This window comes from Trueperella pyogenes (genome assembly GCF_001070855.1).
Lineage (GTDB): Bacteria > Actinomycetota > Actinomycetes > Actinomycetales > Actinomycetaceae > Pauljensenia > Pauljensenia pyogenes_A.
On record NZ_JVLH01000003.1, the window covers coordinates 146,110 to 158,848 of the forward strand.

The 12,739-nt window shown below is 57.4% G+C and carries 10 protein-coding genes; 4 read left to right on the top strand and 6 right to left on the bottom strand.

Annotated elements, in window-relative coordinates; genetic code table 11:
* Positions 1–23: 23 nt before the first annotated feature.
* The 6 genes from ADG72_RS00745 to gnpA form a co-directional block, all read right to left on the bottom strand.
* Positions 24–1,085, bottom strand: coding sequence for an o-succinylbenzoate synthase (locus ADG72_RS00745; protein ID WP_048711425.1), 1,062 nt, complete (start codon positions 1,083–1,085; stop codon positions 24–26).
* Between the two features lie 10 nt (positions 1,086–1,095).
* Positions 1,096–3,255, bottom strand: a complete 2,160-nt coding sequence (locus tag ADG72_RS00750; RefSeq protein ID WP_048711426.1) for a beta-galactosidase — start codon at positions 3,253–3,255, stop codon at positions 1,096–1,098.
* 46 nt (positions 3,256–3,301) lie between these two features.
* A complete protein-coding gene (locus tag ADG72_RS00755; RefSeq protein WP_048711427.1) occupies positions 3,302–4,210 on the bottom strand; it encodes a carbohydrate ABC transporter permease in 909 nt (302 codons plus the stop codon).
* Complete coding sequence (locus ADG72_RS00760) at positions 4,207–5,139, bottom strand: carbohydrate ABC transporter permease (RefSeq protein ID WP_048711429.1); 933 nt, start codon at positions 5,137–5,139, stop codon at positions 4,207–4,209. The genes ADG72_RS00755 and ADG72_RS00760 overlap by 4 nt, the downstream gene beginning before the upstream one ends.
* Positions 5,140–5,237: 98 nt before the next feature.
* A complete protein-coding gene (locus ADG72_RS00765) occupies positions 5,238–6,566 on the bottom strand; it encodes an ABC transporter substrate-binding protein (RefSeq protein WP_048711431.1) in 1,329 nt (442 codons plus the stop codon).
* Positions 6,567–6,717: 151 nt separating this feature from the next.
* Positions 6,718–9,012, bottom strand: coding sequence for a 1,3-beta-galactosyl-N-acetylhexosamine phosphorylase (gene gnpA, locus ADG72_RS00770; protein ID WP_048711433.1), 2,295 nt, complete (start codon positions 9,010–9,012; stop codon positions 6,718–6,720).
* 150 nt (positions 9,013–9,162) lie between these two features.
* Here gnpA and ADG72_RS00775 point away from each other — a divergent pair, with 150 nt between their 5' ends.
* The 4 genes from ADG72_RS00775 to ADG72_RS00790 are packed head-to-tail and all read left to right on the top strand — an operon-like array spanning position 9,163 to position 12,734.
* Positions 9,163–10,035, top strand: coding sequence for an SIS domain-containing protein (locus ADG72_RS00775; RefSeq protein ID WP_034251475.1), 873 nt, complete (start codon positions 9,163–9,165; stop codon positions 10,033–10,035).
* Positions 10,032–10,952 (top strand): ROK family protein, encoded by a 921-nt coding sequence (locus ADG72_RS00780; protein WP_048711435.1) that lies wholly within the window; start codon positions 10,032–10,034, stop codon positions 10,950–10,952. Before ADG72_RS00775 ends, ADG72_RS00780 begins: the two co-directional genes overlap by 4 nt.
* Entirely contained in the window at positions 10,949–11,875 is a 927-nt protein-coding gene (locus ADG72_RS00785) for a 1-phosphofructokinase family hexose kinase (RefSeq protein WP_048711437.1), read from the top strand. Before ADG72_RS00780 ends, ADG72_RS00785 begins: the two co-directional genes overlap by 4 nt.
* Before the next feature lie 22 nt (positions 11,876–11,897).
* Positions 11,898–12,734 carry a class II fructose-bisphosphate aldolase gene (locus tag ADG72_RS00790; protein WP_048711439.1) on the top strand — a complete coding sequence of 279 codons (837 nt, stop codon included), beginning with the start codon at positions 11,898–11,900 and terminating at the stop codon, positions 12,732–12,734.
* Positions 12,735–12,739 lie beyond the last annotated feature (5 nt).

Sequence of the window (12,739 nt, forward strand, 5' to 3'; positions counted from 1 at the left end):
ACTTCTACTTCTATTCGTGATCTTTAACGGTGGGATGCCATTGCATTTAGTCGATTCACCCAGGATTCACAGAGCTGAGAATCGGGGGCTGAGGGCGTGATCAGACTTTCGTTCACAGCAAGATCGGTGGGAATCATATTGCCACCAACTACGCGCACAGGTGAGAGCGCGGTATCGCCGTTCAATAGCGAGGCCGTGCCCAGACCGCATGCACGTGGTTCCTGATCTAAAGCGCAGGCCACCCGAGCCGCGTAATCCAAACCAAAACTGGTTTCCAAGGCCGAAGAGATCACCAAAGGCATGGGCAGTTCCTCTGCCAACTGGAGAACGGCGCGCGCTCCTCCCAGAGGTTCAACTTTGATGACGGCAACGTCAGCCGCCTCAAGGCGAGCAACCTTGAGTGGGTCTTCCGCGCGGCGAATCGATTCATCGGCTGCAAGAGGAACATCTTGTTTGCGCCGCAGCCACGCAAGGTCTTCAACGGCCATGCAGGGCTGTTCAACGTACTCCAGGCCACCCGCGGCTTGGGCTGCGCGATTCAGACGCGCAATCCATGTCAGAGCAGTTTCTCTGTCCCAAGCACCATTGGCATCAACACGCACCTTCGCAGACGAGGCGTGCAATTCAACCAGAGCCTCAGCGACGGCCTCGACACGCTGGCAATCGCGCTCAAGGTCAGAACGTGTATCGGCAACCTTAACTTTTGCAGTCGCACAACCCGGATTATCGAATACTCGCTTGCGCGCATCTTCGGCCGAAACCACCGGAATTGTCACGTTGAGCGGCACTTTTTCGCGCCGAGGCCAGGGTGGCGCTACTCGAGCAGCTTCCAATGCGCTAGCAAGCCACGTCGAGGATTCGCGTGGGTCGTAATCCCAGAAAGGTGCGCATTCTCCCCACCCGTATCCGCCGTGCAAAAGAAGACCTTCGCGGACGTCAATATTGCGAAACCGCACGCGCATCGGAATTGAGTAGACCAGCAGACGATCGATGCCTTCTAAGACCGTTCGAGTCTTGGTGGGAAGCGAATCCACAGAAAGTTCGTGGAGGTGAACAGCTGAAGACGCGCTGCCAGTATCCCCCACGGGCTTTCTCCTATCGTTCAATAACCATCGCTGATCGCGGGGCAAGAAGAACGTGTCCCGTACACTCAGCTCCGCTGAGAAGATCTTGGCCCACAATTCCAGCGAGTTCAACCGCACGATCAGAGTGGTTGAGAATGAAGAGGAAGCCTTCACGTTCTTGAGCTTCCACACCTTCGGGAAGGTCTGGGACCACAGGGCGAATTCGCGTGTAGGTTGTCCACAAGCGCAGCAGGACCGAACGAGTCAGCGCGTCAAAGTCCGCAGCTGCATACCAGACACTTCCGCGGCCAACTTTCCTACGGGTAAGCGCAGGAAGACCGGCAAGGTCGAGGCCACCACCTCGGCCATCAAAGTAGGCCACGCACTCAACGCCGGCCGAGGAATATCCTTCACCGAGGCCTCGCCACTCATGTTCGCCGGCGGGAACGATCTTTTCGGCCCAGCGTCCCGAGCGCAGGTCTTTGGCAGCGTCTCCAACCAGCTCAATGGTTCGCTTGAGAGCCTCGTTGTCGGTATCGATTCCGCACCAGTTCAGGGCAGCGGGAGTTTCTACGGCACCGGAAATCCTGTAAGCACTACTCTCGCGAGCATCGTAAGTGCGCCCCTGAGCGGGCCCGGTCAAGGTCGAGTGTTCGACAACCTTCACTCCGGCAAGGTCTGCAAGAGAGCCCAGGTATCCGCCCAAGATCGCACCGCACTGGCTGTCCACAACGGCGCTTGGGGCGGTGATCACTACCTGCGCGCCGCGCTCGGCGGCAATGCGCAAAGAGTGCGCCATGTTGGCGTAGTCGATGAAGACTGCCGGCACAACGATGAGATCGTAGGAGGTGAAGTCGTTATCGACACCCACGACATCGGTCGCGATTCCCGCTTCCCACAGGCTTTGGTGCCAGGACTTAGCGGGCGCGAAGTTCCCCCACGAATCTGTGGGATTTTCAGAACTAATCGGACCGATCGCATAGTGGCGTGCCCACTCGCTCTCCCAGTCAATGACAACTGCAGCGCGGGCACTCATGCGAGTCCCCGTAATAGGCGCCAAAGACTTTAGAGCTTGACCGGTGCTCACAACATCCGTCCAGATCGGCGAGTCCTCACCCGAATGCGGGACCATTCCAGAGTGGAAGGTTTCCGACCCCTTGGCGGATTGGCGCCATTGGAATTGGAGGATTCCATCCGCTCCGTGAGCGAGCCTTGCGATGGTCCACAAAAGGAACTGTCCGGGGCGCTTGGGAGAGTTTTGGGGTCGCCACTGCACCGCGCCGGGGCTCTGTTCCATCAGCAGCCAGGGAGCACCATCGCCGAGGCCGCGCATGACGTCACCCTGCCATGCGATGTCGTGTGCAGCCTGAGGATCTGCGGGGTCCGGGTAGGAATCATCAGCGATGATGTCACACAGTGGTGCCCACTTGCGGTAGTCGAGAAGCGGGAAGGTCCCCATAAAATTCGTCGTGATTGGTCGGTCCGAATAGCGACGAATCACTTCTCGTTCACGTTCCATCTGTGAACGCAGAGCGTAGTCACTAAAGCGACGCCAATCCAGCATTTGCCCGGGGTTGTAGAAGGTGGGCATTGCACGGGGAGGCTGAATTTCTTGGATATCCCTATAGGTTTGGGACCAAAATGCAGTTCCCCAGGCCCGATTGATCGCCTGAAGATCCCCGTATTTCTCCACGAGCCAGCGTCGAAATGCCGCAGCGGACTCATCATCGAAGCTCTCTGCCGTGTGACAGGCGTATTCGTTCGAAATATGCCACATGACGACGCCGGGATGGTCGCCAAAACGGCGCGCCATGGCCTCGGTCAACTCGCAAGCTTTGCGGCAAAAAAGCTCGCTTGAGGGGTTGTACTGCTGGCGCGAGCCGAATCCTAAACGCACGCCTCGAGAATCAACGGGAAGGGTTTGGGGGTAGCGCTGAGCCATCCACACCGGAGGGGAAGCGGTCCCATTGGCCAGATCCACGCCAATTCCAGCGCTGTGGAGCTGATCAATGAGATCCGCCAACCACTCCAGATCGTAGTGCCCTTCTTCGGGTTCCAGGGATGCCCAGGAAAAGATTCCTAGAGATATCAGATTGACTCCGGCCTCGACCATGCGTTCAATGTCGCGCAGGTTGGTGTCGCGGTCCCACTGTTCAGGGTTCCAATCGCCCCCGTAGGCAATCGCGTCCATATCCGTATCCTTCCCAGCACCTCAAGGTTGCTCAACAGCGGGCTGACTATCCCTTCACAGAGCCAGCAGCCAGGCCCGATTGCCAGTACTTCTGCAAGCCAAGGAATAGCACGATGAGTGGCAAAACACCCAAGAGCGCGCCCAGCATGACTGCGCCCTTTTGAGGAGTAAAGTAACTCATCATTCCGTACAAGCCCAGAGTGACGGGCTTGAGTTCGGCAGTGGATACCATCATCAAGGGCAAGAGGAAGTTGTTCCAGGTTGCCACGAAGATGAAGAGGAAGATCGTCACCATTGCCGGCGCCAGTAGACGCAAGACAATCGTGAAAAAGACTCGAGCTTCTGAGGCCCCATCGATGCGCGCGGCCTCGATGAGCTCTGTCGGAACCGAAGAATCCGCATAGACCCGGCCAAGGAACACACCGAAGGGAGACACGCAGCTGGGAATGAGGATCGCCCAGACCGTATCGGTCAGACCCAAGTTATGGAAGACCACGTACAGGGGAATCGTGAGCAGGGCGACCGGCATGAGCAGGCCTGCCATGATCATGGCCATGGAGACATTTCGCCCCGGGAAAACGAATTTCGCCATTGCATAACCCGCTGCGACCGAAATCAAAGTTCCGATGATCCCTGCTGCTGTTGAATAGAAGAGGGAGTTGAGCACCCAGCGCCAGAACAGACCTTGGGTCCATCCCATGAGCTTCGTGTAGTTTTCCGCCAGCTCAAAGTGACCAAACCAGAAGCCATTAGTAGAGACGAGATCTGCGTTCGACTTCGTTGCCGAGAACATCACCCAGATGATCGGCAGAATGAAGTAAACCATGGTGATCGTCAGCGCAACGATGGTGACGATCCGAGCAAGTTTCTTGGGAGCAAGGGTGCGCGGGGGCATTCCTTCAATCGAAACGCGGTATTCGCGTCCGTCAGGCAGTGTGCGAGTGGGAGTTGTCATCGCAGAGTCTTCCTTTGCAAGAGCGCGTAGATCACGGCAAGTCCACCAGCAACCAATGCCATCACGATTGAGATTGCCGAGGCCGGGCCATCGCCACCGGGCGAGATAGTTCCGAACATGGTGTTGTAAGCCATCATCATCGGCGTGTAGGCATTGCCCATCCACCCATTTGCAGACTGCATAACTGCGGGTTCATTGAAGAGCTGAATTGTGCCGATGATGGAGAGCAAGACTGCCAGGAGGGCAGCTCCGGAGACCATGGGGATCTTAATTTGGCGCACAATCTGCCACGAGGAAGCGCCGTCGAGACGTGCGGCCTCGTACAGCTCATGGGGCACTGCTTGCAGCGCTGCCAGGAAGATCAGCATGTTGTAACCGGTGTAGGTCCACGTCGTCATATTTGCCATCGAGGCGAGGATTGGGGCGCCTGCGGCCATGAAGTCAATGTGGATTCCAAGGGAATCAAAGAACTTAACGATCGGGGAAAGCTCAGGGGTGTAGATGTAGAGCCAGACCATTGCGGCAACAATGCCGGGGATTGCAAATGGCAGGAAGTAGCTCAGTCGGAAGAAACCAACGCGACGGATCAGGAATGAGTCCAAAACAAGAGCCAGAACAAGAGCCGAGATGATCATGATCGGGATCTGGAAGGCCGCATAAACAACGACTCGCCCCATGCCGGACCAGAATTGTCCGGATGTGATCACCATGGTGAAGTTTTCGAGGCCGACGAATTGATTTTTAAGTTCGCCGCCGCCGTACAGGCCTCCGCCACTTGCGACCTGACGGAAGAAGGACTGGTAGATTGCCACGCAGATCGGAACGGCAAAAACCAGAAGAAACATGATGAAGAAGGGGGCCATGAAGGCCCATCCGGTACGCGCATCGTGCCGCTCTCTGATACGCCGGTTTTGAATGTCTGACTGCATGTATCAATCACCCTCGATTGCTGGCAGATTGTGGACTTTAAACACGGTAGGGGTGTGGTTCCTCAGCGGAGAAACCACACCCCCTCCGCGATTAGCGCTTACTCAGCGACGGGAAGGTTTCCATCCTTGAGCGCCTTTACGGACTGCGTCTGAGCAGCCTTGAAGATGTCGATCACCTTGCCGGAGCCATCACCAGCTGCGGTTGCAGCCTTGGCCATGGGATCGCCGAGGGTCGAGAAGAAGGGGATGTAGGGGAAGTCGGGGGCCAGGTTGGCGTTTGCCTTCGACAGTTCAGCGAAGACATCCTGTCCACCGTAGAATTCCTTGACCGAATCCGGGGTCTTCATGGTGCCGGTCGTGGTTGCAACGACCAGGCCCTGGGAGACCAGAGCGTCAACCTGGGTGTTCAGCCAGTTGTTGAACTCCATGGCGCCCTTGGGGTTCGCGCAGCCCTTCATGACTGCAACGCCGGAACCGCCGTCGGGGCCGGTCAGCGCGCCCTTGCCGAAGTCGGGAAGCTGAGCAACTGCCCATTCACCCTTGTTGTCGGTCTTCTCCAGATCACCGGAGATAAGCGGTGCTTCCCATGCGGCACCGATGGTGCCGATCAGGGTCTTGTCGGTCAGAGCCTTAGTGAAGGAATCTCCCCAGCGCTCGGCGACGAGAGTGGTCTTGTCATCGAGCATCGACTGCCAGAAGTCTGCCACGGTCTTGGCGGACGCATCGTCGATCTTGACGGTCCACTTATCGTTTTCAGCCTTGTACCAAACACCGCCTGCTGCAGCTGCCTGAGCGGACAGGCTGTAGCGCGACTCGTCAGCCTGGAAAGCAGAGATGTACTTGCCCTGAGCTGCTGCGGTCTTGGCAGCGGCCTTGAACTCTTCGAGGTTGGTGGGAACCTTGATTCCCAGCTTCTCGAACTCAGCCTTGTTGTAGTAGTAGACAAGCGGGCCGGTGTCCTGGGGCAGGCCGTAGTACTTTCCACCCACGCCAACCTGCGAGAAGGCGCCAGCGGAGTAGTTGGCCTTGTACTGGGTCGCGTACTGTGTCACGTCCTCCAGCAGGCCCTTGGTGAACATCTCAGGGATTTCTGCATAGCCCAGCTGTGCCAAGCAAGGTCCGGAACCGGCCTTAACGTCGGTCTCAAGCTTCTTGATCATTTCGTTGGCCTTGCCATCGAACTTGACCGCCTGAACCTGAGTATCAGGGTGCTCCTTGTTCCACTGCTCAGCGAGAGCCGAGATCTTGGTCATTCCCTCACCGTCGGGCAGACGGTGCAGGTACGTGATGGTTGCGCCCTTATCGGCAGATGCCGAAGAGCTTGCGGTGCTGTCAGTCTTCGCGCCCGAACCCGAGCACGCAGTCAGACCCATCGCAGCAACTGACATGAGCGCAACAACGCTCATGGAGCGGCGTGACATGTGCATGTTATTCCCTCTCCGTTGTGGGACGTTTACAAAGTTGACACCTTTTGTCAGCTTTATTCATTGCTCTTTTATGCTATCTCACAGAGAAGATGTCTGATGACATTTTGGCCTGTGAGAATGCAACTATTTGGTCACGATTTGATAACTAGCCTTAATCTTCCTTCTTCCACTGGGTCCAACGCCCTTCTCCGGGAGCTAGATCCACGGTGCATTCCAGTCCAAAACCAGTGATGACGCTCGAAGATGGAGCATCAGAATCATTGTAAATAAAGGCAAGTTGCGACTTGGGATACCAAGCGACCTCAACATCAGGATTGGATGACGCAAGGACACAATCCCATTGATCTTCTCGGTGCGCCGCCCACATAATCGCGCGGTGCAAAAGCCTGCTATTGGCAGTCGACCAGGTCAGTCCAGCAAGGTAAACGCCCCTACCCGAGCAGAAATCATGCGCCGAGGCTCGCACACTCCCCCGCTCCATGACAAGCACAGAAGTGTCAGGATCCGTAACTACGACATCTCCGGGGTCTTCACCGAAAACGTAGTCTCCATCAAGGTCAGCAGTAATGAAATGCTCTGGCACAACCTCGTCATAGCGATCCTTGGACAGCGACCAAGAGATTTCTTGATCCACACCCAAGACGTCCGCGAGCGCAAAAATGCTTCCGCGGCAGATGCCGCCTCTATCCGCTTGTCCTTGAGTTCCCAACGAGGCCGTGGGCTGGCCAACCCCAATGAAACCTCCACCGCGGGCGACAAAGCGACGCAGAGTGTCTTGCAGTCGTAGGTCCTCCCACACTTCCCCTCCGGAGAAGGCAGTATTCGCGGCGCCGGCGTTGATGACCACGTCAACATCACCCAAAGAGGAATCTCCCCCATTGATGACCTCATCGAAAGACATGAAACGCACGTCAAAAGGAAGTCCTGCAAGGGCTTCGATAACCCCCAAGTAGGTATGAATCTGCTTGTACCACAGGGCATGGGCAACCATATGGGTCTGCCACGTGCGCAGCTTTCCCCATGCATTCAAAACGGCAACGCGTACTGGTGCACACGCGGGCTTTTCCCCGCCCGTGGCCTCGTGAAGGGAACGGAATTCTGCAAGGATTTCCTCCACGCGGTCAATAAATTCCGGGAATTGCAAAGCCAAGGAAAGGTAGCCGCCATAGCCCATACGATCCAAGGGACTACGGACGATTGCACGACGAGCGGTGCGCCACGATTCGTTGGCCTCACCCAGGGGATCTCCACCCTCACGGAAGACATCTGGGAAGAAGTAGGGAAGGAAGCGCCCCTCGGTGTAGCGCACACCGGGAATATCGGAGATCATGCGGCAGGTAGCTGCCGAACCGACGGATCCAACAACCGCATCCATCTTGATCGAAGGGAAGTAGGGTCCGTAGGGTTCCATACCGATCCAGTTATCGCCGAGGAACATCATGGCCTCGCGACCCTCCTCGTGGACCTTGCGAACCAGTTCTCCCGCCTTTTGGGCAACTCGCTTGGAGGTGAAATCGATCCAGTCTCTGAAGACCGGAGTGGGTGTACGGAAGGGGCAGTTGTACCAGCCGCCATCCACAAAGTCCTCGGGAGTCAGCGCATAGCCGTATTCCTTTTCGAACTCTTCCATCGCCGGGATCGACACCGAGGCCGAGTATCCAAACCAGTCAACGTAGCGTTCGCGGCCTCGGGAATCAAAGGCCAAGGTGAAGTGGTAGAAGAAGGTCGTAAAACGAACCACGTCCACTTGAGGGTTGGCCTGAAGCCAGATCGCCAAGGCATCCTTGACGTGCTCCCAGGTCCGCGGGAATGCCACATCGAAGGGGCGCTCCTTCACGCGGCCTTCTTCAAGCGCCCAGTCGTTCGTCAGGTAGTTGTACATCTGGGTGGAATCCCACATCTGCACGGCAAAGAAGTTCACGGTGTACACGTGGAAGGGAATCGGCTTGTGAATTGTCACCACCGCGCTCGACGCGGTGGGAGGTAGCTCTCCAACGATCGGCACGGGATCAACGACGGGTGAGGGCTCAACCTCCTGAACGTTCCACTCCGAGGGATCCAAAGCCTGCCCGCTGGTCCGATCAATAACCTGCCACCAGCGGGAGGTATCGCATTGGGTATCAGGACGGAATTGAGCTTGGAACCATCCCTCCATGACATTGATACTCAAAGGCCCACTTTCTGGCGCCGTATGAGGGTTTGACGAAAGGTATTGGTGGATGCGCTCGCCTTCGCTCTGGTCGGCCCAATCTTCATCACCACGCGCAGGAAAATACGTGGAGTACACCTTGGCAAATGCTCGGTCGACCCATTCGGGAAGTTCTGTTCCATCGGAATTTCGCACTGCGTCCGCACCAAGGCGCTCAACAAGAGCGCGCACTTCGGCATCAATTCCACGCTCAATGGGAAGGGTAAGACGACCTGGCTTGGTCGATTTGTCAGTCATTGTCACTCCGATGTGTTGATTTCAGCGTCATTGCAAAGAGGTAGACAACTTCGGGCACTTATCCAGCTAGTCCTAAGTTATTTCCTTCTTGGTACGATAGTACAAGCACACCGAGGTGGTGATGCATTCCCGATAACAATGGAGACACCGATGTCCCTTACTTCTGAAGAAATTAACAGCCAACCTGAGCTGTGGCGTCGAGTTCTTGACGTTCCCACTGATGCACTTCCCAAAGATGGTGAGGCAATTGCCGTCATCGGGTGTGGAACATCATGGTTTATCGCGCAGGCATACACCGTTGCCCGCGAGCGCCAGGGCAAGGGTCTCTCTGATGCCTTCACCGCCACCGAATTCCCCTGGGATCGCCACTACGACCGCGTCGTGTGCCTTTCCCGTTCGGGCACGACAACTGAAATTATTGACATCCTGCACGGCCTGAAGGATCGCGGCATCCCCAACGTCTTGATCACCGCTGTGGGCAATGGTCCCGCAACCCCCTACGCAGATGTTGAGGTTGTTCTGGACTTCGCCGATGAAGAATCCGTTGTCCAGACCCGTTTTGCAACCACTGCTCTTGCATACTTCCGTCACAGCTTGGGCGACGATATCGCTGCAGCCGCGGATGACGCACAGCGCGCCCTCGAGCTCGAAATCCCCCAGCGTTGGGTTGATGCCGACCAGATCACCTTCCTGGGCACCGCATGGACCATTGGTCTGGCTAACGAAGCTGGCCTGAAGCTGCGTGAAGCATCCCAGTCGTGGACTGAGGTCTACCCTGCAATGGAATACCGCCACGGCCCGATCTCTATCGCTCAGCCCGGCCGCCTGACCTGGGTTTTCGGCCCGGTTCCCGAGGGCATGGCCGATCAGGTTGCCGCAACTGGCGCCGAATTGGTGACTTTCGACGGTGACCCCATGGCTCACCTCGTCGTCGCACAGCGCCTCGCCGTTGCCCGCGCTGAGGCTCGCGGTCTCAACCCCGATACCCCGCGCCACCTGACCCGCTCGGTGATCCTCAAGTGAGCAACTCGGACCAGAAGCTCGCTATCGGGATCGATGTCGGCGGCACCACCATCAAGGGGGTGCTCGCTGACACCCGCGGCACTGTGATTACCTCTTCCGAGGCCGTCGCCACCCCCCAGACCGGCGCTGATGATGTCGTTTCTGCGGTCGTGCGTCTGGCCCGAACTCTTCGCGAGGCTTCGGTCGATGCGCCCGTCGGCGTGTGCGTTCCTGGAATTATTGACGAAGAACATGGAATTGGCATTTTCTCCGCCAATCTGGGCTGGAAAGACGCTCCTCTAAGCGAAAAGCTTTCCGAAGCCCTGGGTTCCTTCGTCCCCCTGGGACACGATGTCCGCTCGGGCGCTCTTGCCGAGGCCCTGTGGGGCGTTCGCCGTCCCTCCTGCCTGTATGTGGCAGTAGGGACCGGGATCGCCTCGGGTGTTGTGATCAATTCGCGCCTCGCGCCGGCACCGCCGTGGGCTGGTGAGATCGGACAGGTTCCCGTTCCGCACCCCGATCGCCCCTATGAGGTTGTTCCGGTGGAGCAGGTTGCCTCGGCCAGCGGTATTGCACGCCGGGCAATCGAGGCCGGAATCATCCCCGAAGGATCCGGGGCCCGCGAAGTTGAGGAACTTGCCCTTTCATCCAGCGAGAACGCTCGAAAGGCACGCGAGATCCTTGAGACCTCGATGAGTCTCCTGGGCGGGATTCTTGCAACGGTGTGCCACCAGGTTGGCTCGCTTCCCGTCGTTCTGGGAGGTGGCCTCTGTAAAGGTGGCTCGCTTGTTTACGATCCCCTGCGTAAAGGCTTGGAATCAGGCTGCACAGTCATGCCCGCGCCTGCACTGTTCTCCGCTGCTTTGGGTTCCTCGTCTCAGGCACTGGGCGCCGCAGCTTTGGCATTCCAGAGCCACGGAATCGAGGTTGAATCATGATCTGGACCTTCACTCCCAATCCGGCTCTGGATATTACGTGGCAGGCACCTGACCAAACCCGCGGTCAGGTTCACCGCATCACGGAGTATTCCCAGCGTCCGGGAGGAAAGGGACTGAATGTCTCTCGCGTCTTGGACCAGCTCGGAGTCCCAAGCCATGCAACAGGTTTCTTGGGGGGTGCAACCGGCAGTGTGATCGCCTCGCTGATGAAGGAAATGACTTCTCTGGTGACGCCAGAGTGGGTTGAGGTTCCCTTCCAAACGCGACGCTCAATCGCAATGATTGACGATACCGCCACGGTATACAACGAGTCCGGTCATGCCCTGGATCCTGATTCCTGGAAGCAGATGGCTGATCTTTTGGGAAGCCACCTGAATGCGGATGACCTCTTGGTGGTTTCGGGTTCTCTTCCCGGAAGTAGCACTTTTGAGGTTCTCGAGCCGGTGTTGCGCCGTGTCCGTCAGATCGGTTGCCGCATCATTCTGGATACCTCAGGTCCCTCCTTGGTTGAGTGCGCAGCGTGGGCCGATGTCCTCAAGCCCAATCACTTGGAGCTTCTCGACGCTACGGGTGCATCCTCCATCGAAGAGGGCGCGCGTGCCCTTATCGAGCAGGGACCAAGCTGGGTGTGCGTATCGCGAGGCGAAGAGGGAATGGACCTCTTTTCTCGCGAGAGCCATTGGCACGCCGAGGCCGGAGTTGTCCTTCAGGGCAATCCCACCGGTGCCGGCGATGCCTGCGTTGCCTCCCTTGCTCGCTCACTTGCTCAGGCTGGGGATGACCTTGAGTCAGAGATTCCTACTGCCATTGCCGAGGCCGTCGCAACCTCTGCGGCCGCGGTGACGATGCCCGTCGCCGGGGAGATTGACCTTCCCCTACGCGAGGAGCTTCTTTCCCGTATTTCTCCTGTTCGCCTGTCCTAATTTGTCAAGAAAGTAGGTCGCTATGCTTGCTGACACCGCTGTGCTTGCACGCGATTGCGCCGCCCGCAAGGTTGGTCTTGCGGCTTTTAACGTGGTCCTCCTTGATCACGCTGAAGCGTTTATCGATGCCGCCGAAAACACCGGTTTACCCTTGGTCCTCCAGCTATCCCAAAACGCTGTGAAGTACCACGGTGGCCGTCTGCGTCCCCTGGGGCGCGCGCTTATCGAGCTTGCCGAGGCCTCCACCGTTCCCGTTTCTGTTCACCTTGATCACGCTGAATCCACCGATTTGTGCCGTGAGGCTGTCGAGCTCGGTTTTACCTCGATCATGTACGACGGTTCAAAGCTTCCAGATGCGCAGAACCGTGAGACTACCGCTAAGATCACCGCTTTCGCTCATGAGCACGGTGTCAGCGTCGAGGCTGAACTGGGTGAAGTTGGCGGAAAGAACGGGGTCCACGACCCCTCAGCACGCACCAATCCTGAAGATGCGGCCCAGTTTGTCGCAGATACTGGCGTTGATCTGCTTGCCGTTGCTGTGGGTTCTTCTCACGCGATGGCAACTCGCGAGGCAGTTTTGGACAATCAGCTGATTGCTGCAATCCATGAGCTCGTCCCTGTCCCGCTGGTTTTGCACGGCTCTTCCGGCGTTCCCGACGAGGGTATGGTCGCGGCAATTCAAGCCGGAATGACCAAGATCAACGTATCGACGCACTTGAATGTCGTCTTCACCCAGGGCGTTCGTCAGATTCTTGATGAAAACCCGAAGATCGTTGATCCGCGAAAGTATGTCGGCCCTGCAACTCATTTGGTCCAGGAAGAAGTTGAACGCCTGATGCGCCTCTACGCCCAGGCTTAATGCTC